Genomic DNA, 25,957 nt, shown 5'->3' on the forward strand with positions numbered 1-25,957 from the left:
CGCTCACAAGGCAGGGATGCAGGATCTATCACCGATCGGCCAACGTGAGTTCTGGGCGCGGGCCGACCGCAGCGCGGTCCGTAGTCGCGTGTATTGGGTCGTCTTGAAAGGCAGAAGATACGCTGTCCTCATGGGTGCAGCGAGCCTGGGAGTCGCGCTGACGGTTCTCCCTTCGCAGCCGGAACGTGACGTAGTTGCTCCGGTTGCCGCCGTTCCAGCCCTCACCCCGCAGCCGCCCAGCCTGATTGCAATCATGTCGGCTGATGGTGCCATAGCCAATTTCGTCCGGACGAACCTGACGACTGTGAACGCGGCGGCCGCGATCCCCCAATTTGCCGGGACCCTTCAGGACACGTGGCTCAACGCCTTCTACGGCGACAAGCAGCGCTTGCGGCAGTTCATTGAGCACACAGCGGAGGCCAGCGGCTTGCCGGTCGACTTCTTCCTGCGTCTCCTCCAGCAGGAGAGCGGGCTTGATCACCGTGCCGTCAGCCGTGCCGGCGCTCAGGGCGTCGCGCAGTTCATGCCGGCAACCGCAGCCGAGCGGGGCTTGGTCGATCCCTTTGACCCGTTCGAGGCCATACCAAAAGCGGCGGAATTCCCGCGCGAGCAGCGCGCGGCATTCGGCAGCCTAGGCCTGGCAGCGGCGGCCTACAACGCGGGCCCGCAGCGCGTGAGAAACTGGCTCGCTGGGCGCTCATCGTTGCCGCAGGAAACCAGAGCCTATGTCGCCAAAATCACGGGTCGTTCCGCCGATGATTGGCGGCAAGGTGGTGACATGATCGCCATCGCTGAGCCCGTCGCCCGGAACGGTTGGTGATCACAGCGGCAGGCACGCGACCTCCGCTTCCGGCACCCTCTCCCGCGACATCGTCCAGAACTAGAGGCGCCAGATGGCCAAGGCGGAGTGAGGGCTGAGCCCCCAGCCCCTCAGCGACCTAACCTAGCGGGGATCACCGACGGTGCGGTGCTCGACGCATTGGACGCGGCGAATGAGGCTACGAAGCCGGCCAGAGAGCGGATATCATCCGGCTGACGCGGATCCCGAGCGACTGCCTCCGCCTCTCGCTCCAGCCGAAGGTTACAGGCCTTTGAGGGTAGGCCGACGTCCGGCGTGCAGGCGTCGTGCCGAGCGCAGGCGGCATCGAGGGCGTCGATCGGTGGTAGCGGCGCGTTGTTGCCCGGGCCGCAGTAGTTTCCGTGGATGAGAAGCTTTGGGGCACCATTGGCGCCGGGCTGAGCCAGAGATGGAGCGGCCCACGAGGCGATGAGGAATATTGGGGCGGCGACGCTGATGACGGTGCGAGTCAACATGGTGGAGACCCTCCAGCACCTACGCCTCAAAGTCTCAACGGCGACGACGGTGCGAGATATAGTTAATCCCCAGACACCATCTCGCGGTGTGCTCCGGAGCACTACCCCTATTCGGATGACGCCCCAGCCGCGCGGTTGACGTCGCGACTACCCGACAACCTCTTCCGCAACATCGTACAGAGCCCCGGGCAGCGATAGCGAAGGCGGAATAGCTCAGCCTCCGCCACTGCTTCCGCCCGCTCCTGGACCGCCGAGATTGCCGCTCTTATTCGGCGTGTTCCAGTGAATGATGCCGTCGTCCTGAGGGCGCAGCCTCGTGTTTGGCAGTTGCAGGAGACCGGGCCGCGGTGCTTCGATTGTTGCACGAGGAGCCGCCCTGTGGATCCGCCTCCGTTGCGCGACAGCTGCGGTGCTCACACTGACGGTGATCGCCACAGTGAGCCATCCGATCAGCGTGGTTCTCATGGTGGCCCCACGTCAGACAGTGTGCGCTTCTCGGCGGCGAGGGCTGTGCGCATGGCGACAGGATAGCCGCCGGGATAGCGGTGTCGAGGCACAGGCCTTCGCGATGGCGAGCAACAGTGGGCAAGCTTGAGCTAGTGGGCGGGGCTGAACTTCGCTCCGTTCCAGTAGAGCGTGGCGCCACAGGCTTCAGCGCCCACTTTGCCGCACGAGCTGCCGTGGAGGCCGAGCAGCATCGCGGGACGGCCTTTGACGCGGCGGAAGCGGACCTCCTGCACGTTCTCGTCCAGCACCTTGACGTAACCTGAGGGCGTCGAGGCGAAGACCTGCGTGAGGCACCCGGCGGAGCCGCAGTTCAGTCGGCCACCGTCAGCACATGCCACAGCTTCGTAGCTCAGCACGAAGTCGGGCACACCGTCGCCGTTGATGTCCTGACGCTGGACGAAGCCGGGCCCGACCTTGGTGCGATCAGGCTGACAGGAGGATTTGGCCTCGGCCATTGCGGCCTGCACCGGCGGAGGCAGCGCCTGTGCGTTCGCTGCGGTGGCGACGGCGAGGATCACGGCGGCGATGGCGTAGCGCATCGCGGCAGGATAGCTATCGTAGCGCGTCCAACCAAGCAGGGAGCGTGTCACAGCTTAAGCAGCACCCTTTTTGGTGTTGTCGATCGCCATGTGCGGGAATGTTCTATCGCCGCCAATGATCTGATTGAGCATCTTCGCTTTCGCGCGGCGTTTCCCAATGAGCACGTATATAATGAACACCGCGCAAGCTAAGAACCCGCCCACGGGCAACACGTACAAAACGTAAATTTCAAGAGGCGCCATAATCGAACCTGAAATCAATAATGACACGACCGACGATGTCTAGCGCTGCTCCTAAAAACAGATAAGCAACACTCGACAAGATCAAAGCCCAACCGGATTCGGCACAGGCACCTGCATCGGCGAGTCTGGAGAACGGCGTAAAAAATCCGACTGCGATTGCTCCAGCCCCAAGAGTGTTAAGCCACGAAGCGGTGAGTTTTGTAAGCTCCGATTGCCCCGTCGAGGCCGGCGCTCTGTACGTCGTCGGCGTCGCCCTCGTTGATGCCGCCATGAAGGTCAAAGGCGACTGGGAGCGCTGCTTCGAGCTGTCCCGGCCGCTGCGGGAGGGCACACGATGAGTGTCGCCCCCATCGAATGGGGCCAGATCCTCGCCCTGGAGGAAGACATCATGCACCCGGATCGTCTGGCCAACGTGCTGACGACCCTGAGCACACACGACGACATCGTGCACCGCGACTGCATCTACGTGATCGGCTGCATGCTCAGCCAGATCGGCAAGCGGCTGGAGGCGAACTTCGAGGCCATCACGCCGATCAAGGATGGGGGCCCGCGATGATGCTCGGCATCGGTGCTCTCGCTGGCCACGTCGTAGGCTTCGCTGGGCTCGGGCGCAGGCTGCTCCTGGCTTGGCTCGCCCACCGCGACTGCGGAGGGCCACGGCGCTGCTGCGGCGCTCTGACCAGCGGTTTGCGGCCTCCGGGCTGTTCCGCCTACCGGTCACGGCGAGCGGCGTACCTCGTGTGAGTCGGCCGTGAAGGCACTCGACCCTAAAGCTAGTTAAATCAGCGGCTTAGACCCTGATTTGCGCCTGGAGGGCCTCACCATCCCGAAGCATCCACGCCCGCCCTCATGGACCTGGGGACGGTATTCGAGGGCGAGCGTGGCGGCCGAGAGGAGGCTCGACGCCGACAGCGGAGCAAGAATTGTGCTCCACGCCCGCCCAGATGGGTTTTGAGGGGACACACATTGGGGCGAGCGTGGAGGTCGGACCGATTTGCCGACGACGACGCCGTATCACAACCCAATGCGGCAAGTCACTAACGTATACGGCAGGTCAGCCAATACATCCACGCCCGCCGTCAGATGGCTGGAGGGGCACATCAGGTAGCGGGCGTGGAGGTCGACCTGAGCCGACGCACACGCAATTCAGTATTCAAAGAAGGGTTCAATTCAGCCTTGGTGCATCCACACCCGCCCTCGGCCCGTCAGGTCGGAGAGAAAGGCCGGGGGCAGGCATGAAAGGTCAGCGGGGCGGCAGCCGACGCCGACCGGACCAACCTAAGTAAAGTACGTAGAGGTGTCGCCGCGGCGGATTAGCCGCCCTTCTGAACGCCCCTCACGCATCCGGTGCGGGAGCTTCCACACCGGAACAGAAAGCGTCCACCGGCTGCCGCTTTTGCTACCAAATTCGGTAGCACCGGCCAGGATGGGATGTGATGAGAACGAGGAGAGGACCCGAAAATGCCTAGGCGAGGCAGTACGTTATCGGATCGGACGGGAGGTGGCAGGATGGCCGAAATCGCATTTCGAGTGCGGTGCATTCAACCGCTCTGCCACCTCTCCGCGAGGTGCCTCGATGAGACCGGCGGTGCCTGGCATGCGGGGTCGAGCTTCACAAGCGATGTCGCGCGCCCCGATGGGTCAGACCACAACGGTGATCGCCTGGGCGGCGCGCGTCAGGCCCGTGTAGAGCCAGCGGGCACGGTGCTCGCGGAACGCGTAGGACTCGTCGAAGAGCGTCACACGGTCCCATTGCGAGCCCTGCGCCTTGTGCACCGTCAGCGCGTAGCCGTAGGTGAACTCGTCGGTCTCCCGGCGCAGGATCAACGGGATCTCCTCGTCCGTGCCGATGATCATGGCGCGCAGCACCTTGATGTCGGTGGGCTTCCGGCGCAGGGCCGGATCGTCCTCCGGCACCACGTCGAGGCGGATCAGGTCCGGCCGCGGCGGCGCCCGCAGGGCGTGGACCGTCCACGTGGAGCCGTTGAGCAGGCCCTTAACCCGGTCGTTCCGGAGGCAGACCAGCTTCTCGCCCACCGCCGGCATCGGATCGGTGTGGCCGGCGAGTTCCCGCAGCCGGGCGTTGTAGAGGCGACGCGTCTTGTTGAGGCCGACGAGCACTTGGTCGCATTCGAGCACCTCGGCCGGGTCCAGCGCCCGGCGCGAGACCACCCGGCTCTGGCCGTAGACGCCGAGATCCAGCCGGCCGCCCTCGCGGATCGTCATCGCCATGCGGACGATCGGGTCGTCCTTGGCCTGCCGGTGCACCTCGGTGAGCATCACGTCGGGCTCGGCCTCGGTGAAGAAGCCCCCGCCGCGCACCGGCGGCAACTGCGCCGGGTCGCCCAGGACCAGCACCGGCCGCTCGAACGACAGGAGGTCGTTGCCGAGGTCGGAATCGACCATCGAGCACTCGTCGATGATGATCAGATCCGCCTTGGCGGCCGGGCCGGAGCGGTTCAGCGTGAAGGTCGGGCCGCCCTCGTCGGCCTCCTTGGTGCGGTAGATCAGCGAGTGGATCGTCGCGGCGTCGTGGCAGCCCTTCTGGCGCATCACCGAGGCCGCCTTGCCGGTGAACGCCCCGTACACCACCGTGCCGTCGACGTCCTCGGCGATCCGGCGGGCGAGCGTGGTCTTGCCGGTGCCGGCATAGCCGAACAGCCGGAACACCTGCGACCCGCCCTCCTGCCGCCACGCGGCGATCGCCTTCAGCGCCGCGTCCTGTTGGGGGGCGTAGGCTGCCGGCAGCCCGGCGCTCACGGCCAGCGCACGATGGGCGGCAACGACGACAGGATCGACGCCACGTTGCCGCCGGTCCTGAGCCCGAAGATCGTACCCCGGTCGTAGAGCAGGTTGAACTCGACGTAGCGCCCGCGCCGCACCTGCTGCTCGGTGCGGTCGGACTCGGTCCAGGCCGTGCCGAGATTGTCGCGGACGATCTTCGGATAGGCCTCCAGGAATGCCCGGCCCACGTCACGGGTGAAGGCGAGGTCGGCCTGCGGGTCACCGCTCCAGAGGTAATCGTAAAAGATCCCGCCGATCCCGCGGGGCTCGTTCCGGTGCTTGAGATGGAAATACTCGTCGCACCACGCCTTGTAGCGGGCATGGTCGATGCCGTGCTCCGTGCAGGCGCGCTCCAGGCAGGCGTGGAAGTGGCGGCTGTCCGGATCGTCCTGCGTGCGGCGCCGCTCCAGGACCGGCGTGAGATCGGCGCCGCCGCCGAACCACGCCCGGGTCGTCACCACGAACCGCGTGTTCATGTGCACGGTCGGCACGTGCGGATTCCAGGGATGGGCGATCAGCGAGATGCCGGTGGCGAAGAAGCGTGGATCGTCGGCCGCACCGGGCATCTGCGCGCGGAACTCCGGGGCGAACTCGCCGTGCACCGTCGAGATGTGGACGCCGGCCTTCTCGAAGACCCGGCCCTTCAGCATCGCCATGACGCCGCCGCCGCCCGGGCGGCCGGTGTGGTCGGTGCGGTTCCACGGGGTCTTCTCGAAGGTTCCGGCGGCCGCCGGCGCATCCGGGTGGAACGGGCCCTCGGCCTCCGCCTCGATAGCCTCCAGCGCCGCGACGATGCGGTCGCGCAGCGTCTCGAACCACGCCGCAGCCTCGGATTTCAGGGCCGTGACATCGGGCTCTGAGGGGGGCGCAGACAGGGCTGCGCGCGCGTCATCCGGCATCGTCATGGCAGAGGCTTTCCCACCGCGCCGGGCCCACGTCAATTCGGTCTGCCCGGACGCGAGCGCACACCCTGTCGAGCCGCTGTTCAGGCTGCCGTGGGCCGTTCGGCCACCGGCTTGAGCAGGCCGGTGGCGCTCGCCACCAGCGCGCCGGCCGCATCGCGGATCTCGGCCTCGCAGAAGATCACCGAGCGCCCGGCCCGAGTGACGCGGCCCTCCGCCAGCAGGACACCGCGGCCGGGGCTGAGGAACCGGGTCTGCATGTCGAGGGTCACCACGGGCCGGCCGGCGTTGAGGCGGGCGGCCGTGCCCAGGGCAACGTCGAGCAGGGTGCAGATCACCCCGCCATGGGCGATGCCGAGGTTGTTGGCGTGTTCCGGCCGCAGGGCGAGGCGCAGGTGCGTGCGGCCCGCGCGCACGTCGATCGCCTCGATCCCGCAGAAGGTCACGAAGGGAATATGAGCCCCGAAGATGGTGCCCGGCTCGGTCTGATGGTCCACGCCGCTCGTCCCGCTTCACGCCCCGCCGGGACAGTTATGACCCGGCCGGCCGGGTCTTCCCAAGACCCTTTCTCTCTAAGACCCTATTCTTCCCAATACCCGTTCGCGCACCGCCGCGACACGCCTCGCGCAGGTCGGAAGCGGGAACGGCACCTCGCAAGATCGGCGGGCAAGCTCCGGCACGAGACTTTGCGCGTCTTGTCAGATGGGAAACGGATCTTTGCAGACGAAGCGGCCGGCTTGTCGCCCCCGGAAGCCGTACGCGCGAGGCGGCTTCAGACGCGAGCTCGTGCAAGTGCCCGTCGCGGCAACCCGGTTTCTCAGCCAACGATTTCAGCTCCACCGGCCGCTTGAATAATATGCGTGTTCACGACGGCGACATTGTGCAGGGAAATCCTCGACGACGACTTGATTTTGCTGCAAAGACGATAGAACCGTGTCACCACCGCCGGATAGAGGGAATCATCGATGGACGACAACACTCCTGAACAGCAGCAGACCTTTATCGAGCAGGCGTCGGACATCGTCTCGGCGTATGTCTCAAACAATTCCGTGCCGATCAGCGAGCTGCCCGGCCTGCTCGCCGGCGTCCATGCGGCCCTGGCGAAGCTCTCGGCGCCCGCCGCCACCGTGACCGAGGCCGCCGACAAGCCGACGCCGGCTCAGATCCGCAAGTCGGTGACTCCGGACGCGCTGATCTCCTTCATCGACGGCAAGCCCTACAAGACGCTGAAGCGCCATCTCTCGCGCAACGGCCTGACGATCGAGCAGTATCGCGAGCGCTTCGGATTGCCGCGTGACTATCCGTCGACGGCCGCGAGCTACTCCGCGCAGCGCTCGGAGCTGGCCCGCAGCCTCGGCCTCGGCCAGCAGCGCCGGAAGTCGGCCAGTGCGGCCGCGCCGGCCCCGGAGCCCGTCGAGGAGGTGCCCGCCGAGAAGCCGAAGCGCGCGAGCCGTCCCCGCAAGGCGAAAGAGACCGCCTGATCGGACGCGCCCCGATCCGGCGCGTTGAACCGGGGTGGCGCACAACGCGTGCGCCCACCCCTCAGGCGAAGTCCGCGAGGTCGTCGGCGATGTCCCCGGCGGCGATCTCCGTCTCGGCCCGCTCGCGTTCGGCCGTCGCGGCGTCCTCGCGAGGCGCTCGACCGTCGGCCGTCCCGCCCGACGTGTCGGGCAGCGCGGCCTCCGACGGCCCGTCGCCGTCGTGCCCGCCTGGGTTCTGATCCGGCGCCCTGCCCACCATGCTGCCCCTCCTGGATGCTGCCTCGCTTGGCCGACCGCGCGGCTGGGCGACCAAAGCGCGGCGCGCCGGCCCGTTCCCGGCGGTGGAGGCCAGTCCCAGACACACCCGTGACACACGCTTCCGGCCGGCAAGGCCCCGGCCTTCAGCCCGGGACCGAAGAGTGGGACGACGGGATGGCCGGCCCGGGAACGCTCGACCGCCGGCCCACGGGACGGAACGCACACGATGTCGGACACGGAACCCAGCGCGGCCGCGAGCCGCCGCGACCTGCTCGCGGCCTCGCTCCTCGGAACTCTCCCGCTCCTCTGGGCGGAGGCATCCCGGGCCAGTCCCCTCAACCCGGAGCAGACCATCATCCGCGCCCCCGAGGACCTGCCCTGGGTGGCGTCCAGGGGCTATCCCGAGCGCAGCGTCGACCGCTGCGCGCTCACCGGCGATATCAACGGCACCGGCCTCTACTACACCCTCATCCGCTGGTGGCCGGGCTACATGAGCGCGCCTCACACCTACACCACCGACCGATTCTGCATGGTCCTGACCGGCACGTGGTGGTGCAACAGCGGCGCGGATTTCGACCCTGCGGCCTGCGTTCCGGTGAAGGCCGGCAGCTTCGTGCGCCGAGTCGCCGGGACGCCGCACTATGACGGGGTGGTCCGCGATGGGGCCGAGCCGGCCGTGATCGCGATCTGCGGGATGGCCCCGGTCAACTACCGGCTGGTCGATCCCGCGCAGCCGGGCTGGCGCCGGGTCTGAGCGCGACCGACCGTCGCGAGCCGCGTTGACCGGCCGAGACCGTCATCGGGAGTGAGCGTTGGGCAATCGCTACGGGCTGGAGATCCGCGCCGCCGCGGGACCGGACGCTGCGGGACTCGCGGGCCTTCTGGGCGAGGCGGGCGCCGCGGTCGGCGCGTCGGAGCTCGCGGCCCGGATCGAGGCGCTTCAGCGCCACGGCGGGACCGCCCTCGTCGCCGTCGAATGGGGACCGCCGAGCGGCCTCGTGGCGCTCGCGCCCGTCGTCACCCTCGGCGCGGCGCGGGCTTTCGGACTGATCACGACCCTCGTGGTCGCGGGCGAGTCCCGGCGGCGGGGCATCGGCCGGGTGCTGCTGAAGGCGGCCGGACGGGCGGCGCGGCAGGCCGGCTGCGACCGGCTGCTCCTCAGCGTCGAACCGGATCAGGCGGACCTGCGCGCTTTCTGCGCCGCCGCGGGCTTCCTCGAGGAGGGCCGGATGCAGGCGCGTCCGCTGCTGAAGCGCGGATCCGGCGAGAGCTGAGATCCGCGACATCCGTCCGCGACAACCCGGACGCAGCCGACAGCGCCCGTCCGACGTTGAATGGGTGACGCCGGAGCCCTGCCGATGACACTGCGATCCGAGACACCGCCGCCGCCCGCGAACCTGCAGGTCGATCCACCGCCGGATTCCGAGGCGCCGACTTCGGCCCAGCTCAAGGCCGACATCGACAGCGGCCGCACCGCCGACAAGACCCCGCACTTGGATATCGGGGCCGCGCCGCTCGGCACCTGCGAGGAGGCCGGGGGAACGCCGCCGACCCCGCAGGAGGTTCGGCTCGCGCGTCAGAACGAGCGGGCGCCCTCCGAGAAGGCCGCGGCCGGCTACGTGCACCAGCGGCAGCCCTGGGTGCTGCCGCTCTATGCCGGCTTCATCATCCTGGCGGCCGTCGGCCTCGGCCTCGCGCTGTGGCTGACGCGGTGAGGCTGAGGTTCACGCAGACGGCATCCCCGAAACAGCACAGACCATCGGCGCATCGCCGGTGCCGACGGGCTTACGGCGACAAGCGGAAGGGCCGGTCGCCGACGCCGGCTGCTTGAGCGCGTCCGGCGGTCGAGGCCGCGCCTCGTCCCTGCGAGCGAAGCGAAGCAGTCCAGCCGCGTCTCAACGCCGATGTCGCGCGGTCCCTGGTTGCTTCGCTCCACACGCAAAGCGAGGGCTGGCCCCCGGGTGATGCGCGCCGCCGAACAGTGATGCAGGACGGCACGCCGCCGCGGAGGGCGGTTTAAAGGTCGATTCACGTCGATGCGGTTAGCGTAGGCTTACTGCAGTCCGCGTACCCCGATCCCCCATGCCCCCATCCGTCGATGCTCCGCCGGACCTGTCCGGGCTCCTCGAACTGTCCCGCATCGAGAATCTCGATCTGAAGCCCGTGATCCTCCGGGTGCAGACCGACCTGTTCGTGCGGGCGCCGAACCGGGACCGGACCGCGGTCGAGATCTTCGAGTCCCTCGCCTGCGGGCTGATCCCCACGGTGGACGAGGAGACCGCCCGCGTGGTCGCCGGGAAGCTCGCGGCCTTCCCCGAGACGCCGCCGGCAGTCCTTGAGGCGCTCGCTCTCCGGGGCGGGGCCGCCCGCGACGCAATCGTGGAACGTGCTCCCGCCCTGAGCCAGCGCCTCATCGAAGCCGCGCTGGCCGACGGCTCCGACATCGCCGGCCGCATCGCCGCCCGGGCCGGGCTGAGCCGCGAATCCGTGGACGAACTCTCCCGCGAGGGGCGCCCCGAGATCGATGAGGCCCTGGCCGCCAATCTCGGCATCACCCTGCGGGGCGCGGCGCTCGCCCGCCTGATCGGCCGCGGCCGCGGCGCGGCCGGCCTCGCCCGGCTGCTGCTGGTCCGCCCCGACGTCTCGGCCGCCGACCTCGCGCCCCTCTACCTGCACGCCGATCCAATGCGCCGGACGGTGATCGGCCGGACCGTCGAGGCGACGGCCGCCCTGCGCCCCTGCCCGCCCCCGCCCCGCGGCCTCGGCGAGACCCTCACGGCCCTGTCCGCCGCCCGCGACGTTCCCGCCTTCGTGGCCGCCCTGGCGGACGGGCTCGGCGTGCCGCGCGACTTCCTCACCGTGGTCGCCGACGCGGGGGCCCGCTACGACCTTCTGACCCTCGGCCTGCGCGCGGCCGGCCTGCACGAGGAGGAGGCGGTCTACATCTTCCTCACCCTCAACCAGGGCGTGGCGCGCTCGGCCGAGCGCGTGGCCGACCTCGTCCGCCTGTTCCGCACGGTGAGCCGGCCGGCCGCCCGCGACCTGATCGGCGCGATCCTCGACCGCCCCCTCCCCGAGCGCGGGCGGAGCGAGGCGCATCAGCCGCTGCACGGTCCGGAGGCCAAGCTGCGCCAGGGCGGCGAGCGCATGGCCGCGCAGCGCCCGCCCCTGCCGCTGCGCGCGCGCGTGGCCGTCGGCGGCGAGACGGCCTGAGGGACGGTCAGCGCGGCTCGACGCCGCGCCACGCGGGCTGCCGGTCGGCCTCTTCGAGGGTGTCGGTCGACTGCGGCTCGGCGGCGCGGCGGCTCAGCTCCGCCATCAGGCCTCGGGCCAGCACGGCGCGCACTGCGCGGTCGCGGGTCTCGGCGGGAACCGCATCGAGGGCCGCCGGCAGCGCCGCCTGAAGCGTACCTTGGGCGCCCGGCAGGGATCCGGCGAGCCTGCGGGCCTCGGCGGACGGATCCGCCCCGGTGCGCATCAGCGCGAAGTACGAGAGCACGCCGATCACCAGCGCGGCGCGCAGCAGGACGGTCATCGGACGGTTCCTCCGCTCAGGTCGGGCACGAGCATTCGACGGGTTTCGTGAACCGGGCCTCAACCAGCCGGGGCTTTCGCGCGCCATGGTGAACGAAGCTCGGCCGGACGCTCTGGTTACCTCTCCGAAAGCATCCCGATCATTCGGACAAGTCCCGCAACACTCGTTTAAGCCGGCTCTGCGACCGTCCGGAAGTCGTTCGAAGTCGAACCGGAGGCGCGACGGATGCGGAAACGCATACTCGCGGCGCGTGCCAACCTTGACCATTAAAAAAGTCCTGACTTCCCTGATCGACGACCGTCTCGCGGGGCTGGTCCACGAGTCCGTGGCCGACGATGCCGCCGCCCGCGCGCGCCACCAGCGCTTCCTGGTCTCGCGCCTGGCCACGGGCGCGGTGATGATGGTCGGGCTGCCGCCCTACCTGCTCTGGCGCGGGGTGCCGTCCGGCATCGAGGTTCTGGCGATCGCGAGCCTGCTGCTCCCGGTCCTCGCCGCCGTCCTGCTCGCCCGCACTGGATCCCTCTGGCTCGCCCATGCGGTTTCCTCGGCGGGGCTGACCGGGATCGTCGTGGCGCTGGCGGGCGTCACCGGCGGCGCCGCCTCCCCGGCCGCCGTCTGGCTGGTGGCGATCCCCCTGGAGGCGCTGGTCTCCGGCTCGCTGCGCGCCACCATCGCGGCCTCCGTGATGGCGGTCCTCGGCGTGCTGGCCGTGATGGGCCTCGGCGCCTGGGCCGGCGCCCTGCCGGTGATGGATATCTCGGCCGCCTTCGCGCTGCCGGCCTTCGCGATCACCGCCATCGGCCACGTCGCCGCCCAGGCGCTGGAGCACAGGCGCAACGAAGGCGCGTGGCGCGAGCGGCTGCGCGACAACGAGGCCCGCGACCGGCTGCTGCTCTCGGCGATCGACGACCTCGTGACCTGGCACGACCGGAACGGGCGCGTGCTGGAGGCCTCGGTCTCGGCGGTGCGCCTCGTCGGCAGCGACCCGGCGCGGCTGCGCGGCCACGGGCTCCTGGAGCGGGTCCACGTCGCCGACCGGCCGGCCTTCCTCAAGGCGGTGAGCGACGTCGCGGCCAGCGGACGTCCCGCCACCCTGCCCCTGCGCCTGCATGTCGAGCCCGAGGCCGGCCGGGCCGACGGCGCACGCCTGATCCACGCGGAGATGCGCGCCCACCGGATCGACCACGGCCCGCACGACGCCCGGGCGGTCGTGGCGGTGACCCGCGACATGACCGAGCACCACCGCCACGCCGAGGAACTGGAGCGCGCCCGCGCCGAGGCGGAGCGGGCCGACGCCATCAAGGGCCGGTTCCTGGCCAACGTCACCCACGAGTTGCGCACGCCGCTCAACGCGATCATCGGCTTCTCCGAGGTGCTGGCGGGCGAAGGCTCGGTCAGCCTCGGCCCCGACCAGGCGCGGGACTATGCCGGGATCATCGGCGCCTCCGGCCACCACCTGCTCGGCGTCGTCAACACGCTGCTCGACATGAGCCGGATCCAGAGCGGCACCTTCGACTGCGCCCCCGAGGCCTTCGACATCGCGGATCTCGTCCGGTCCTGCTGCGACCTGATGCGCCTGAAGGCGGAGGCCGCCGGCGTCGTCCTCAGCGCCGTTGCGTCGGGCCCGGTCGAGATCACCGCCGATCCGAGTGCCTGCCGGCAGGTGCTGATCAACCTCATCTCGAACGCGGTGAAGTTCACCCCGCGGGGCGGCCGGGTCGACCTGTCCCTGCGCCGCGGCGCCGACAGCCTCGACATCGTCGTCGCCGATACCGGCCTCGGCATCGGCGCGGAGGACCTGCCCAAGCTCGGCACGCCGTTCTTCCAGGCAGGCGGCGGCGGCTACAAGCGCCCGCACGAGGGGACCGGCCTCGGCCTCTCGGTGGTGCAGGGCCTCGTCGGCCTGCACGGCGGCGCCCTGCTGATTGAGAGCGCCCCGCAGGGCGGCACCGTGGTGACCGTCACCCTGCCCCTCGTCTGCCAGCCCCCGGCCGCCACCGTGCCGGGCCCCGCCCCGATCCGCACGGCCGTGCGGGGTGCCGCGGCGCCGCGCCGGGTGGTGCGCTTGCCGCTCGGCCTGTTCGACGCGGAGCCCGGCCTCGCCGCGCCCCCCGCCGGCCCGAGCCTGCGCCGCACCGGCTGAGCCCCAGATCCCCGGAAGGAGATAGGATGTCAGGCTACCGCGAGATCACCGTACCGGGCGAAGCCGCCCGGACGCGCCGCCCGGCGCCCCGCCGGGCCGCCGTCTCGGGCGACTGGCGCGCCGTCCTGATCGGCGCGCTGAAGGCGACGGGCACCACCTGCCGGACCAGCCCGGGCCTGGTGCTCGGCAGCCTCGTGGGCCTCGGCGCGGCCGGCTTCATCTGCGTCAACGCCCTCGGCTACCAGGCTGGACGCCACCCGGCGCCGATCCTGCCCAAGCTCGCCCAGAAGGTCCCCGGGGCGCGGGATGCGGCGCCCCCGGTGCGCGAACCTGTCCGGGATGTGACCAGGGAGTCGTCGAAGGAGACGCCTCGGGAGACGGCACGCCCGGAGCCCGAACGGACGGCGGCGGCCAAGCCGGTGCCCCGGGACGCGATCGGCGATCTGATCCGCTCCGAGGAGACCACCGCGTCGGTGACCCCGAAGGCCTCCCAGGCCCGGGCGGCCAAGCCAGCCGCGAAGGAGGTCGCCCCGGCCAAGGCCGAGACGAACGGGGATGCGGTCCTGCGGGCGCAGAAGGCCCTGGCGAAGCTCGGCTATGCGATCAAGCCCGACGGCGCGATGGGCCCGGGCACCCGCGCGGCGATCGAGAAGTTCGAGCGCAGCGCCAAGATGCCGGTCACCGGAGAGGCCACGGGCCGGACCCTGCGCGCTCTGGCGGCCAAGGCCGGTCAGGGCTAGGCGGGATTCGCAGAGGTGGCCGGCGGTCTGGCGACGGAAAGCTGCGGCCGACTGAGGGCTTGAGCGAACGAAGCGTTGGTCTGCCCAAGGCCCGCGACAGCGCCGCCACCTTCACGGGACCAGACGTGCGTACCGTTTGCTGGAGTGAGCCGCCCGCGCCCGCTCAGTCATTTCGGGGCGCCGCAGGCGAGTCCGGAATCCAGAACCGCTGTCGGTGCAAGGCTTGGCGCATCGGCGGCTCTGGATCCCGGGCTCCGCTGCGCGGCCCCGGGATGACGGTGCGCGGGTTGAAGGACCAGCGCATCGTCGGCTCAGAGGCAAGACAGACCAACCTGAGCACTCGGATGTCGTGCACCATGTGGCCTGCCAACGCACGTCGGCTCAGTATTGCGTGCCGGTGAAGCGGCAGATCGTCTTGCAGCGCGGGCCGCCATTGGCCTGAAAGGACTTCGCGTGGCCGATCGAGCCGGTCATGTCCTGCGTGGGATTACCGCCCGGCCGATGCACCACGATGTTGCACGGATCGCGCGGCGTCTGCTGGTAGCGCGGACAGTAGGCGGAGTCGCGGTGGCCCAGCAAATCCATCAGTGTTTCCGAACGGGCGTGGGCCGCCGGCGCAACACCGCACAGGCCGGCGACGATCAGCGTGGCAAGCGAGATCATTCTCCGCATCGGAATGCTCCATAAATCATCGTGACATGCGAATTCAGGCGCCCGTTGCTCAGTTAATCATCAAATAATACTGTAGATGTGCGTCATCACACATCGATAAGATCTTTTTTCAATCCCGAAAAATACTGGATTTTTTGAAGGAATATTCTGTGCGCCGAACCGTTGCGGCGCCCGGTCACGCGGCGGCTGTTGCTCGAGCCGGCGCTTTCGCGCATGGCGGAGGGTGCGCCGTTCAGGAACCGTCGACCGCCGCATCGGACGGCGCGGACGGCGCCGAAGAGAGGCTCACAGGACTACAGACGCATGCGCCTGCGCTCCGATTTCTGGGTTTCGGCCCATCTCCGGCGCCTCGATGTCGCCGGCATCCCGGCCGTGCTGCGCCGGCGCGGCGCCGCGGAGGCGGGCGCGATCTTCGTGAAGGTCGATCGCCTCGACGGCAGCGCCGACCTCTACGGGCCGGCGCCGCAGGCCCTGTTCGAGGCCGAGGAGAGCGGCGACCGCCGCTTCGCGGCGATCCTCATCGGCGGCAGCCCCCTCGACGTGGAGGAGCGCCTGACTAAGGAGATCCGGTTCGATTCCGATCTCTGGATCGTCGAGATCGACGACCGCCAGGGGCGACATTGTTTGGATCTGGCGGAGTGATCGAGCGCCGCGCCCCGTCGGGAAATGAATTGGACGCCCCCTCAGGGAACGGCCGACCAATTCAACCCCCTCATCCAGAGGTGCCCGCGCAGCGGGCCTTGAAGGAGCCCTCCAGCCAGCCGCGCGATCCCTGGAGGGCTCCTTCGAGGCCTGCGCTGACGCTCCGGCACCTCAGGATGAAGGAGATGGGTGGGATCGGCGGGTAACCCAACGCGGTCGGGAGCGGCTCCGGCGCGCGCCGACCGTCCTTGCGAGCGCGGCGAAGCAATTCAGCCGCGTCCGCAGATGTCGCGCCGCCCTGGCTCACCGCGCTCGTGCTGACGACGCAGATGAAGGCGACGGAGCCCGTCAGCCCTCGATGATGCGCTCGTCGAGCTTCCGGTCGACGGTCTCGACCGTGCGGTCGATCTCGGGGTTCGGCTCGCCGAGCTGGTGGGAGATCAGCTTCACCAGCAGGTCCACGCGCTCGATGTAGGGGGCGCCGTTCGCCACGGCGCGCGCCGCCGAGGACGGCTTGAGCAGGCTCTCGGCGGCCTTGGCGTATTTCTCGAACGGCACCTGGTCGGCGGGATCGGCGCCGAGCTTCCGGGCGATCCCGTCGACGTGGTCGTAGATCGCCCGCGAGCGCGTCAGGTCGCCGTGCACGGCGTCGTGGATCGATTGGGGCTCGCCCGGGGTGATGCAGCGGTAGTTGCCGGTCAGCAGCATCGACCACTTGGCCAGCGGCACGAACAGCGAGTCGAACACCTTCAGCTTCACCGGCACGTCGTGCCCGTCGAGGCGCACGGCGTCGATGTCGGCCTCCAGCTCCCGGAGCAGCCGGTTATGGGCCTCGTCCGCGAAGGTCGCGGCCTTGAAGTTCGTCGGCAGGCCGACATGGAGGACGTTCGCCTCCTCCTCCGGCGGCCGGAACGCCTGCGGGTCGGGGGAGCAGAGCGACACCAGCCCCGGCTCGAACCGGTCCCAGACGCCGGCATTGGTGTAGGCGTCCTCGAGGTCCATGGCGGCCAGCGCCGGGATCCGCTTGAGGTAGGGCAGCGGCGGCATGTTCATGATCGACAGGCAGGGCAGCTTGGCCGCCGCGATCTTGATCATCAGGACGCGGATCGTGTGGTTGTTGTACTGCGGCTCCTGCATGGCGAGGCCGACGAGGTCGTAGCGCGACACGTCGACGTCCTCCGGCGGCATGGCGTCCACCTTGCCGGGCAGGTCGCGCGAGTGGATCGCCCGGTGCTCCTTCTCGTCGCGGAGCTTGATGCGGACCTCGGTGCCCTCGCGGTTGATCAGGTCGGCGGTCTTCCGGCGGCAGACCAGGGTCACGTTGTGACCGGCCATCAGGAGCTTGGTGCCCAGGAGCGAGCCGTAGGAGGCTCCCAGGATCAGGATATTCTTGGCCACGTCGGTCCTCCCCAGCATTGAAGACTGCTGTTGTGTTGTCTGGCTGCTGGGTACAGCGCGTCTACGCGAGGCCCCAATCGCACTGCCGATGGATGGCAGCCGGGCGGGCGGAACGCAAGCCTTCTGGTATACCTAATCCCAAATGGGTTGTGAGGCCCCGCCAGTGACAGGCGGGGCGTTTCCTAACCCCACAGTTCCGGCGCGGGCGGGTACATCAGGCTCCCCTCGTAGCGGAGCGGCGGATCGCGGTCGCGGGCGAGCAGCAGCGGCCCGTCGAGATCGACGAACTCCGCGTCGTTCGCCAGCAACGCCGCCGGCGCCATGCCGAGCGAGGTGCCGAGCATGCAGCCGACCATGATCGACAGCCCCCGCGCCCGCGCCTCGCGGGCGAGGAGCACCGCCTCGGTCAGGCCACCGGTCTTGTCGAGCTTGATGTTGATCGCGTCGTAGCGCCCGGCGAGCGCGTCGAGGCCGGCGCGGTCGTGCAGGCTCTCATCGGCGCAGACCGGCACGGGGTGGGAGATCTCGGCCAGCAGGGCGTCGGCATCGGCCGGCAGGGGCTGCTCGATCAGCGCGACGCCGGCCTTCAGGCAGGCTTCGAGATTGGCCTCCACGTTCTCCGGACGCCACGCCTCGTTGGCGTCGACGATCAGCTGGGACTCGGGCGCGCCGGCTCGCACGGCGGCGATCCGCTCCGGATCCCCGTCCCCGCCGAGCTTGACCTTGAGCAGCGGCCGGTGGGCGGCCTTGCGGGCGGCCTCCGCCATGCTCTCCGGCGTGCCGAGGCTCAGCGTGTAGGCGGTGATCGCCGGACGCGGCGCCGGCAGGCCGGCGATCTCCCAGGCGGGGCGGCTTTGAAGCTTCGCCTCGAGGTCGAACAGCGCGCAGTCCAGGGCGTTGCGCGCCGCCCCGGCCTTCATGCCGGTCATCAGCGCGTCGCGCCCGATCCCGGCCGCGACCGCCTCCGCCTGGCCCTCGATCAGGGCGCTGACGCTCTCGACGCTCTCGCCGTAGCGCGGATAGGGCACGCACTCGCCGCGCCCGACCGTGTCGCCGTCCGCGATCGTCGCCACCACGACGGCGATCTCGGTCCGGCTGCCGCGGGAGATCGTGAAGGCGCCCGCGATCGGGAAGCGCTCGACGGCGAGGGTCAGGCGACGGGCCATGTCAGGCCTCCGGGAAGTCGGCGACGATCCGGTCGACCAGCCCGTCGACGCCGAAGCGCACCGGGTCGGTGGCGGGCAGGCCGTGCTCGGCCGTCAGCGTATCGAGGAGCGCCCGGGCTTCGCCCTCGGCGAGCGCCTGGGTGTTCACCGCGATGCCCACCGGCTTAATCCCCGGATTGGTCAGGCTGCCGAGCTGCACGGTGAGGTCGATGACCTGCTGGATGGTCGGCAGCGGGTGCTTCACGCCGCGCATGGTGGTGCGGGTCGGCTCGTGGCAGACCACGAAGGCGTCGGCCTGGGCGCCGTGCAGCAGGCCGAGGCTCACGCCCGCGAAGGACGGGTGGTAGAGCGAGCCCTGGCCCTCGATCAGGTCCCAGTGGTTCGGGGCGGCCTCGGGCGAGATCGTCTCGACGGCGCCGGAGATGAAGTCGGCCACCACGGCGTCGATGGCGACGCCCCGGCCGGAGATGAACACGCCGGTCTGACCGGTGGCGCAGAAATCGGCGTCGAGGCCGCGCTCGCGCATGCCGCGCTCCAGGGCCAGCACGGTGTACTTCTTGCCCACCGAGCAGTCGGTGCCGACGGTGAGCAGGCGCCGCCCCGCCCGCTTGGTGCCCTTGCCGGTGGGAAAGCGCTCGTCGGTGTGGCGGACGTCGTGGAGCTGGCGGCCGCGCCGTTCGGCGGCCTCCGCGATGGCGGGGACCGCGCCGAGCTTCACGTGCAGGCCGCTCGCCACGTCGAGCCCCGCCTCGATCGCCGCGACGATCTCCGTGATCCAATGGTCCGGCAGGATGCCGCCGGCATTGACGACGCCGATCACAAGGGTCCGGCAGCCCTTCGCGAGGGCCTCGGGAAGGGTCATGTCGGGGATGCCGAGATCGGCCGCGCAGCCCGGCAGGCGCATCTGGCCGACGCACCATTCGGGGCGCCAGTCCTTGATCCCGTAGGCGGTCTTGGCCGCCAGCGTGTCGGGCACGTCGCCCAGGAACATCAGGTAGGGCGTGGCGATCTGCATCGGTCGAGCAACCTTCTCCGGGAGGCCGGCGGACCGTCTATGCGGGATCGCGGGCGGCGGACGCAATGCACGACGCCGGCCAGGAGGGCGGATGCCGGTCGCTGCGCCCAGCCGGCGGACTTCCAACCCTCCCCCCCTCATCCTGAGGTGGCGGTGGGGAAAACCGCTCTCACCCCTGCGGCGCGTGCCGTCCCCGCTCAGGCGGCGCGTCGTCGCGCGACCTGCGCCTCGTTGGCCACCGCCTCGATCGGCGACAGCACGCCGGTCGCCCGGACCAGCCCGTCGGCGCCCGCGAGCGCGCCCGCCCGCAGCTCCAGACCGAGGAAGCGCGCGCGCTCGAACGGACCCGGCAGGGTCAGACCCTCGGCGAGCGCCCGGTCGAAGCCGAAGCGGGCGTAGTAGGACGCGTCGCCGACCAGCAGCACGGCGCCGTGGCCGAGCGATTCGGCCCGGCCGAGGGCCGCCTGCATCATCACCGAGCCGAGCCCCTGCCGCTGGATCGCCGGGTCGACCGCGAGCGGGCCGAGCAGCAGCGCCGGGCAGGCGTCGCCGGTCTCGACATGCCACAGCCGCAGAGTGCCGACGAGACGCCCGGCCCGGGTCGCCGCGAAGGCGAGGCCGCGGGCCGGCAGACGGCCCTCGCGCAGGCGCTCCGAGGTCTTGGCGCGCCGGTTGCCGGGGAAGCACGCGTCGAGCAGGCGCTCGCGCGACGGGACGTCGTGCAGGTACTCCGCGCGGATCTCGATCATGGCTGTGCCCTCCCCGGGCCGGCAAGCGGGAGAAGCGATGTCTCGTGACCGAGAGCCGGGGGCCCTCGGTCGACGCGGTGGTGGAAGTCAGCGTCCGGCTGGGTCGCCCTCCCTGTCATCACGAGGGAAGCGAAGTGACCCAGGGCGGCGCGAACTCAATCGGCGTGGTGCCACTGGATTGCTTCGCTCCGCTCGCAAGGACGGAGGAGGCTCCGTCCCTCAACCGGAACCCGTCTTGATCCTAGAAGGAATCAGATGACGATCTGCTGAAGAGGCGGGAAGCCGTTGAAGGCCACCGCCGCGTAGGTGGTGGTGTAGGCGCCCGCGCCCTCGATCAGCACCTTGTCGCCGATCGAGAGCGAGACCGGCAGCGGGTAGAGCTGCCGCTCGTAGAGCACGTCCACCGAGTCGCAGGTCGGGCCGGCGATGACGCAGGGCTCGGTCGCCTCCCCGTCCCGCGCGGTGCGGATCGGGTAGCGGATCGCCTCGTCCATGGTCTCGGCCAGGCCGCCGAACTTGCCGATGTCGAGGTAGACCCATCGGACCTCGTCGGCCTCGGCGGACTTCTTCGACACGAGCACGACCTCGGCCTCGATCAGGCCGGCGTTGCCGACCATGCCGCGGCCCGGCTCGATGATCGTCTCGGGGATCTGGTTGCCGAAATGCTTGGTCAGGCCCCGGAAGATCGCCTCGCCGTAGCTCTCCACGCCCGGCACCGCCTTGAGGTACTTGGTCGGGAAGCCGCCGCCGAGATTGACCATCGACAGGCCGATGCCGCGCTCCGCGCACTCGCGGAAGATCGCCGCCGCGGAGCCGAGCGCTCCGTCCCAGGCCTCGGTGTTGCCCTGCTGCGAGCCGACATGGAACGAGATGCCATAGGCCTCCAGCCCCTGGCGGTGGGCGTGCTCCAGCACGTCCGCGGCCATCTCGGGCACGCAGCCGAACTTGCGGGACAGCGGCCAGTCGGCGCCCGCGCCGTCGCACAGGATGCGGCAGAACACCCGCACCTCGCCGGCCGGCACGGCGAGCGCCTCGGCGGCGCGGGCGATCTTCTCGACCTCGGCCTGGCAGTCGACCGCGAACAGGCGGATGCCGAGCTTCAGGGCGCGGCCGATGCAGCGCTCCTTCTTGATGGTGTTGCCGAAGGAGATCCGGTCGGCGGTGGCGCCGGCGGCCAGCACCATCTCCATCTCGGCCACCGAGGCGGTGTCGAAGCAGGAGCCCATCTCGGCGAGCAGCCGCAGCACCTCGGGGGCCGGGTTCGCCTTCACGGCGTAGAACACCCTTGTGTCCGGCAGGGAGCGCGCGAAGGCGGTGTAGTTGTCGCGCACGACGTCGAGGTCGAGGACCATCACGGGTCCCTCGTCCTGGCCGAGGTCGCGGCGCACGCGCAGGAAGTCACGGATGCGGTCGGTCATGGTCGTCTCCCGGCACGGGTTCGCGTGCGCCCTGCGTGGGGCGCGCTGTCGAAGATGACGACCCAACGGGCCGTCGGCGTCAGGGGGCGATGCGTCGCGTGGACCCACGCGCTTTGGAGACGCGTGAAGCCAAGCGGGCGCAGAGCACCCGGAAGCTGCCGTGGATTGGAAGGGAGGACCCCCACCGCACGCCGGGCAAAGAGAAACAAGCCTCTTCGGTGCCGGCCTGTGGAGGGCCGACGAGACCAAAAAAGCCCGTTCGTCGTTGCTTTAAGCTGCGTCCCCCGTGGAGAGCGGGGTTCGCCGGTTTCGCCTCCGGCTGCCGGTTGTTGTCGGGGTCCGGTGTCGCCACCTGGATGCCGGCCGTAGGGATCCACCCTTGCGACCATCGATCCTTTAAGACCCCTGGCGGCTGTCCGGCAGTTGACCGGATGCCCACCAACCGACACGCGGCCACAGGCACGTGCGAAATTGGGCACGCGGCATATACGGAGGCGGGGCCCGCGCGGCAAGGGGAAGACCCGCCGGAACACCCGCTTTTTCGCCCGAAATCCACACCGTATCGGGCCCGTTGCAAAAACGACGCAACCGGGCCGCGCCCGGGCCCCTGCGTGGGCTTCCCAAGCGCGGCGGAAGCGGGCATCTGACCGGAGGGGCGGAGTACGCAGGCGAGCGAGCGATGGGCGGGCCGATCAGATCCACCGCGACGGCACGGGCGTGAGCGCCCCCCTGCGCAATCCGGTCGGCGCCGACCTCCCCGAGCCGGCCATCCGCGCCGCCACGCTCGCCGATCTCGACGCCTTGGTCGCCCTGGAGCACGCCGCCTTCGCCACCGACCGGGCCGAGCGCCGGGCGATCCGCCACGCGATCCTGTCCCCCACCATGGACGTGCTTGCGGCCCTGATCGATCCGCCGGACGTGGATCCGACGCCGATCCTCGTCGGCGCGGCCGTGCTGGAGCGGCGGCGCAAGAGCCGGATCGCCCGCCTTGCCTCGATCGCGGTGGCGCCGAATCGCGGCGGCCTGGGGCTCGGCGGCAAGCTCCTCGACGCGTCCGAGGCGCAGGCCCGCGCCCATGGTTGCGAGCGCCTGAGGCTGGAGGTCCGCGCCGATAACGGCGCCGGCATCCGCCTCTACGAGCGAAGGGGCTATACCCGTTTCGCCGTGTGGCCTGATTACTACGAGGACGGGATGGAGGCCTGGCGCTACGAGCGCGGGTTGCGCGGGTTGTAGGAGTCCGCCCCGATCTCGCCCGGTTAGGGGAGTCTTACCGCTCCCGCGCTACCGCGCGTGGAAACGGTGGGCCGTCCCCGCCGCTCGTGAGACGCCGTCCATGGCCGTGATCGCCGCCTTCGTCCTCAATGCGGGGCTCAACTTCGTCCTCGGCCTGCTGATCGCCAAGCTGCTGGGCCCGGCGGATTTCGGCCGCTTCGCCCTGGCGACGACCGGCGCCATCGTGCTGAACACGGTGCTGTTCGAGTGGCTGCGCCTCTCGGCGACGCGGTTCTACTCCGGCCGCGTCCGCGTCGACGAGCCGTGGATCCGCCACGGGCTCGACCGGGCCTACCTGCGCATCGGCCTTCTCCTGCTCGGCGCCGCCGCCCTGTGCGGGGCCTTCGGCTTCGCGGGCGGCGCGGACGGGCGCGAGGCGGTTCTGTGCGGCACCGGCCTCGCGGCGCTCGGCATCGGCGTGTTCGACTACCACGCGGCGCTCGCCCGGGCGCGGTTCGACGGCAAGCTCTATCTCGGCCTCGTGGCGGTGAAGAACGTCCTGTCCTTCGCCCTGATGGCGGCGGCCGCGTGGTGGCTGCCCCAGCCGGCCTGGGTGCTGGCGGCGGCGGGCGTGAGCCAGCTCCTGGCGGTGGTCCTGCTGCGCCACCCCCTGCGCGATCCCCGCACGGCGTTCGAGCGGCCGCGCCTGACGGCGACCTGGGGGGTCTTCGCCCGCTACGGCCTGCCGCTCATCGCCGCCAACACCGCCTACCAGTGTCTCGCCTTCGTGAACCGGGGTGCCATCGCGGGCCAGGCCGGCTTCGCGGAGGCCGGCTACTTCGCGCTGGCCGCCGACGTCACCGCGCGGTCCTTCATGACGCTCGGCACCGCCCTCGACCTGCTGCTGTTCCAGCTCGCCGTCCAGGCCGAGGAGCAGCACGGCCGGGTGGCGGCCGAGGCGCAGGTTGCGGAGAATGCCGGCACGGTCTTCGCCCTGCTGGCGCCCTGCGCGGTGGGGTTCTGGGCCGTACTGCCGGCACTCCAGGGGTTGGTGGTTCCCGAAGCCTATCGCGGGCCGTTCGAGACCTACAGCGTCGCGCTGATGCCCGGCCTGTTCTGCCTGTCGATGATGTTCTACGCCCTCAACCCGGTCTTCCAGATCCGCCGCCGGACCTTTCCGGTCGTCGCGGCTGCCCTGGTCGGGCTCACGGTCAACGGCGCGGGCCTCCTGGTCCTGCCCGATCAGGCGGGCGGGATCGGGGTCGCGCTGGCGCAGACCGTCGGGCTCGCCGCCGCCGCCCTCTGGCTCGGCTGGCGCGCGCTGACGGGCGCGGAGCGGCTCCAGCTCCCCTGGACCGAGATCGGCGTCGCGGCGCTGGCCTGCGCGGCGATGGGTCTGGTGCTCGCGCCCTTCCGCCACCTGCCGCCCGTGACGGCCCTGGCGGTGCTGGTCCCGGCCGGGATGGCGCTCTACGGGGCGTTGGTCTGGCTCTTCGACATTGCGGGCCTGCGCCGGCAGGTGCTGGCGCGCCTGCGCCCGGGGCGAGCCGTGGTGGCGGAGTAGGCCGCGACGACAGGCCCGCGCGGTTCAGGGCCGCATTCACCGGCGCCCCGAATCCGGGACGGGATTGGGCTCTGCACGCCCGTGGCCGGAACCGGCTGGACCGCGGCGACGGGCTATGACCTTCTTCCTACCATCCGCGCCGTCCGAATCGGCGCGGACGATGCATGGGCCCGGCGCGCCCGACGGCGCGGAGGAATGGACGGCATGCCCGATTTCGACTTGGCCATCCGCGGCGGCACGGTGGTCACGGCCGGCGACACGGTGCGGGCCGATATCGGCGTGCGCGGCGGGCGGATCGTGGCGGTGGCCGAGGGCATCGCCGACGCCGCCCGGGTGATCGACGCCTCCGGCCTGCTGGTCCTGCCGGGCGGCATCGACAGCCACGTCCACATCGCCCAGGAATCCGGTCCCGGCATCGTCATGGCCGACGACTTCGCCAGCGCCACCCGGGCGGCAGCGGCGGGGGGCAACACCTGCGTGATGCCCTTCGCGGTCCAGCCCCGGGGCGCCTCGCTGCGCGGGGCCGTCGAGGCCTACCGGGCCAGGGCCGAGGGCCAGTGCCACGTGGACGTGGCGATCCACATGATCATCTCGGACCCGAGCGAGGCGGTGCTCGGCCAGGAGCTGCCGGCCCTGGTGGCCGACGGCTACACCTCGTTCAAGGTCTTCATGACCTATGACGACCTCGTGCTGAACGACCGCCAGCTCCTCGACGTGTTCCACGTCGCCCGGCGGCAGGGCGCCCGGGTCATGGTCCATGCCGAGGGCTACGACGCGATCCGCTACCTCAGCGACCGGCTGGAGCGGGCCGGCGAGACGGCGCCCTACGGCCACGCTCTGTCGCGGCCCGAGGTGGTCGAGCGGGAGGCGGCCCACCGGGCGATCAGCCACGCCGAGCTGATCGACCTGCCGATCGTGATTGTCCACGTCTCGGGCCGCGAGGCGACCGAGCAGATCGCCTGGGCGCAAGCGCGGGGCCTGAAGATCCGGGCCGAGACCTGCCCGCAATACCTGACCCTGACGGCCGAGGACATGAAGGGGCTCGGCCAAGATGATCGCATGGCGGGGGCCAAGTACGTCTGCTCGCCGCCGACGCGGGACGTCGAGAGCCAGGAGGCGGTGTGGTCGGGGATCCGGCGCGGGATCTTCGACGTGGTCTCCTCCGACCATTGCCCGTTCCGCTACGACGACCCGCAGGGCAAGCTGAACCCGCGCGGCAGAACCTCCTTCCGCTGGATCCCGAACGGCATCCCCGGCATCGAGACACGGCTGCCGGTGTTTTTTTCCGAAGGGGTCTCGAAGGGGCGGATCAGCCTCAACCAGTTCGCCGCGCTCACCGCCACGAACCACGCCAAGCTCTACGGGCTCTATCCGCGGAAAGGCTCGATCGCCCCGGGCTTCGACGCGGACCTGACCCTCTGGGATCCGAACCGGCGCGAGACCATACGCCAGGCGAACCTGCACCACGGCTCCGACTACACGCCCTGGGAGGGGTTTTCGGTGACCGGCTGGCCGGTGGTGACCATCGCGGGCGGGCAGGTGATCGCCGAGGACGGCCGGGTGCTCTCCGAGCCGGGCCGCGGGCGGGTTCTCGACCGGGCGGTCGATCCGGCCGAGCGGCGGGACGCCTGACGGTCGCGCTGGCCCGCCGCTTGCCTGCAATCTCCGGGGGGAG

Annotated in this window: 25 protein-coding genes; 13 read left to right on the forward strand and 12 right to left on the reverse strand. The window is 70.4% G+C overall.

Annotation, left to right across the window (positions count from 1 at the left end; translation table 11 throughout):
* Positions 1 to 16 precede the first annotated feature (16 nt).
* Positions 17 to 820, forward strand: coding sequence for a lytic transglycosylase domain-containing protein (locus ACLBX9_RS08515; protein ID WP_447718627.1), 804 nt, complete (start codon positions 17 to 19; stop codon positions 818 to 820).
* Positions 821 to 1,910: 1,090 nt separating this feature from the next.
* On the opposite strand, the gene ACLBX9_RS08520 is transcribed toward ACLBX9_RS08515, so the two are convergent.
* Positions 1,911 to 2,360 carry a hypothetical protein gene (locus ACLBX9_RS08520; RefSeq protein ID WP_447718628.1) on the reverse strand — a complete coding sequence of 150 codons (450 nt, stop codon included), beginning with the start codon at positions 2,358 to 2,360 and terminating at the stop codon, positions 1,911 to 1,913.
* A 577-nt stretch (positions 2,361 to 2,937) separates the two neighbouring features.
* Between ACLBX9_RS08520 and ACLBX9_RS08525 the strand changes: the two genes are divergently transcribed.
* Positions 2,938 to 3,159 (forward strand): hypothetical protein, encoded by a 222-nt coding sequence (locus ACLBX9_RS08525; protein WP_447718629.1) that lies wholly within the window; start codon positions 2,938 to 2,940, stop codon positions 3,157 to 3,159.
* Between the two features lie 1,085 nt (positions 3,160 to 4,244).
* Here ACLBX9_RS08525 and ACLBX9_RS08530 read toward each other — a convergent pair.
* The 3 genes from ACLBX9_RS08530 to ACLBX9_RS08540 form a co-directional block, all read right to left on the reverse strand.
* Positions 4,245 to 5,363, reverse strand: a complete 1,119-nt coding sequence (locus ACLBX9_RS08530) for an ATP-dependent DNA helicase (protein ID WP_447718630.1) — start codon at positions 5,361 to 5,363, stop codon at positions 4,245 to 4,247.
* Entirely contained in the window at positions 5,360 to 6,292 is a 933-nt protein-coding gene (gene hemF / locus ACLBX9_RS08535) for an oxygen-dependent coproporphyrinogen oxidase (RefSeq protein ID WP_447718631.1), read from the reverse strand. Before hemF ends, ACLBX9_RS08530 begins: the two co-directional genes overlap by 4 nt.
* Before the next feature lie 80 nt (positions 6,293 to 6,372).
* Positions 6,373 to 6,786, reverse strand: a complete 414-nt coding sequence (locus ACLBX9_RS08540) for a PaaI family thioesterase (RefSeq protein WP_010681879.1) — start codon at positions 6,784 to 6,786, stop codon at positions 6,373 to 6,375.
* 468 nt (positions 6,787 to 7,254) lie between these two features.
* On the opposite strand from ACLBX9_RS08540, the gene ACLBX9_RS08545 reads away from it, so the two are divergent.
* Complete coding sequence (locus ACLBX9_RS08545; protein ID WP_010681880.1) at positions 7,255 to 7,770, forward strand: MucR family transcriptional regulator; 516 nt, start codon at positions 7,255 to 7,257, stop codon at positions 7,768 to 7,770.
* Positions 7,771 to 7,831: 61 nt separating this feature from the next.
* Here the strand turns inward: ACLBX9_RS08545 and ACLBX9_RS08550 are convergent, their stop codons facing one another.
* The gene (locus tag ACLBX9_RS08550; protein WP_447718632.1) at positions 7,832 to 8,029 is read right to left on the reverse strand and encodes a hypothetical protein; all 198 of its coding nucleotides are present in this window, start codon (positions 8,027 to 8,029) and stop codon (positions 7,832 to 7,834) included.
* 225 nt (positions 8,030 to 8,254) lie between these two features.
* Between ACLBX9_RS08550 and ACLBX9_RS08555 the strand changes: the two genes are divergently transcribed.
* The 4 genes from ACLBX9_RS08555 (at position 8,255) to ACLBX9_RS08570 (ending at position 11,241) form a co-directional block, all read left to right on the forward strand.
* Entirely contained in the window at positions 8,255 to 8,782 is a 528-nt protein-coding gene (locus ACLBX9_RS08555; RefSeq protein ID WP_447718633.1) for a hypothetical protein, read from the forward strand.
* 58 nt (positions 8,783 to 8,840) lie between these two features.
* A complete protein-coding gene (locus ACLBX9_RS08560; RefSeq protein WP_010681883.1) occupies positions 8,841 to 9,302 on the forward strand; it encodes a GNAT family N-acetyltransferase in 462 nt (153 codons plus the stop codon).
* A gap of 84 nt (positions 9,303 to 9,386) precedes the next feature.
* Complete coding sequence (locus ACLBX9_RS08565; protein ID WP_010681884.1) at positions 9,387 to 9,743, forward strand: hypothetical protein; 357 nt, start codon at positions 9,387 to 9,389, stop codon at positions 9,741 to 9,743.
* 367 nt (positions 9,744 to 10,110) lie between these two features.
* Complete coding sequence (locus ACLBX9_RS08570; protein WP_447718634.1) at positions 10,111 to 11,241, forward strand: DUF2336 domain-containing protein; 1,131 nt, start codon at positions 10,111 to 10,113, stop codon at positions 11,239 to 11,241.
* Between the two features lie 7 nt (positions 11,242 to 11,248).
* Here ACLBX9_RS08570 and ACLBX9_RS08575 read toward each other — a convergent pair whose 3' ends face one another.
* Positions 11,249 to 11,563: a hypothetical protein gene (locus ACLBX9_RS08575; RefSeq protein WP_447718635.1), complete on the reverse strand. Its 315-nt coding sequence runs from the start codon at positions 11,561 to 11,563 to the stop codon at positions 11,249 to 11,251.
* 250 nt (positions 11,564 to 11,813) lie between these two features.
* On the opposite strand from ACLBX9_RS08575, the gene ACLBX9_RS08580 reads away from it, so the two are divergent.
* Both ACLBX9_RS08580 and ACLBX9_RS08585 read left to right on the forward strand, forming a co-directional pair.
* Positions 11,814 to 13,706: a PAS domain-containing sensor histidine kinase gene (locus tag ACLBX9_RS08580; RefSeq protein ID WP_447718636.1), complete on the forward strand. Its 1,893-nt coding sequence runs from the start codon at positions 11,814 to 11,816 to the stop codon at positions 13,704 to 13,706.
* 26 nt (positions 13,707 to 13,732) lie between these two features.
* Complete coding sequence (locus ACLBX9_RS08585; RefSeq protein WP_447718637.1) at positions 13,733 to 14,446, forward strand: peptidoglycan-binding protein; 714 nt, start codon at positions 13,733 to 13,735, stop codon at positions 14,444 to 14,446.
* A gap of 381 nt (positions 14,447 to 14,827) precedes the next feature.
* On the opposite strand, the gene ACLBX9_RS08590 is transcribed toward ACLBX9_RS08585, so the two are convergent.
* Positions 14,828 to 15,118, reverse strand: a complete 291-nt coding sequence (locus tag ACLBX9_RS08590; RefSeq protein WP_010681889.1) for a hypothetical protein — start codon at positions 15,116 to 15,118, stop codon at positions 14,828 to 14,830.
* A gap of 303 nt (positions 15,119 to 15,421) precedes the next feature.
* On the opposite strand from ACLBX9_RS08590, the gene ACLBX9_RS08595 reads away from it, so the two are divergent.
* Positions 15,422 to 15,760, forward strand: a complete 339-nt coding sequence (locus ACLBX9_RS08595) for a DUF1491 family protein (protein ID WP_010681890.1) — start codon at positions 15,422 to 15,424, stop codon at positions 15,758 to 15,760.
* A 348-nt stretch (positions 15,761 to 16,108) separates the two neighbouring features.
* Here the strand turns inward: ACLBX9_RS08595 and ACLBX9_RS08600 are convergent, their stop codons facing one another.
* The 5 genes from ACLBX9_RS08600 to ACLBX9_RS08620 all read right to left on the reverse strand — a co-directional run bounded on the left by ACLBX9_RS08600 (position 16,109) and on the right by ACLBX9_RS08620 (position 21,506).
* Positions 16,109 to 17,158 (reverse strand): ketopantoate reductase family protein, encoded by a 1,050-nt coding sequence (locus tag ACLBX9_RS08600; protein ID WP_447718638.1) that lies wholly within the window; start codon positions 17,156 to 17,158, stop codon positions 16,109 to 16,111.
* Positions 17,159 to 17,340: 182 nt separating this feature from the next.
* A complete protein-coding gene (gene dgcA / locus ACLBX9_RS08605; protein ID WP_447718639.1) occupies positions 17,341 to 18,324 on the reverse strand; it encodes an N-acetyl-D-Glu racemase DgcA in 984 nt (327 codons plus the stop codon).
* Position 18,325: 1 nt separating this feature from the next.
* On the reverse strand, positions 18,326 to 19,339 hold the full coding sequence (gene dgcN, locus ACLBX9_RS08610) for an N-acetyltransferase DgcN (RefSeq protein WP_447718640.1): 1,014 nt from the start codon (positions 19,337 to 19,339) through the stop codon (positions 18,326 to 18,328).
* A 197-nt stretch (positions 19,340 to 19,536) separates the two neighbouring features.
* On the reverse strand, positions 19,537 to 20,088 hold the full coding sequence (locus ACLBX9_RS08615) for a GNAT family N-acetyltransferase (RefSeq protein WP_447718641.1): 552 nt from the start codon (positions 20,086 to 20,088) through the stop codon (positions 19,537 to 19,539).
* A 251-nt stretch (positions 20,089 to 20,339) separates the two neighbouring features.
* On the reverse strand, positions 20,340 to 21,506 hold the full coding sequence (locus ACLBX9_RS08620) for a type III PLP-dependent enzyme (RefSeq protein ID WP_447718642.1): 1,167 nt from the start codon (positions 21,504 to 21,506) through the stop codon (positions 20,340 to 20,342).
* A 717-nt stretch (positions 21,507 to 22,223) separates the two neighbouring features.
* Between ACLBX9_RS08620 and ACLBX9_RS08625 the strand changes: the two genes are divergently transcribed.
* The 3 genes from ACLBX9_RS08625 (at position 22,224) to hydA (ending at position 25,914) form a co-directional block, all read left to right on the forward strand.
* Positions 22,224 to 22,739, forward strand: a complete 516-nt coding sequence (locus tag ACLBX9_RS08625; RefSeq protein WP_010681896.1) for a GNAT family N-acetyltransferase — start codon at positions 22,224 to 22,226, stop codon at positions 22,737 to 22,739.
* A gap of 100 nt (positions 22,740 to 22,839) precedes the next feature.
* Positions 22,840 to 24,282: a lipopolysaccharide biosynthesis protein gene (locus tag ACLBX9_RS08630; protein ID WP_447718643.1), complete on the forward strand. Its 1,443-nt coding sequence runs from the start codon at positions 22,840 to 22,842 to the stop codon at positions 24,280 to 24,282.
* Between the two features lie 204 nt (positions 24,283 to 24,486).
* Positions 24,487 to 25,914, forward strand: a complete 1,428-nt coding sequence (gene hydA, locus ACLBX9_RS08635) for a dihydropyrimidinase (RefSeq protein WP_447718644.1) — start codon at positions 24,487 to 24,489, stop codon at positions 25,912 to 25,914.
* Positions 25,915 to 25,957 lie beyond the last annotated feature (43 nt).

Source organism: Methylobacterium sp. A49B (assembly GCF_053346215.1).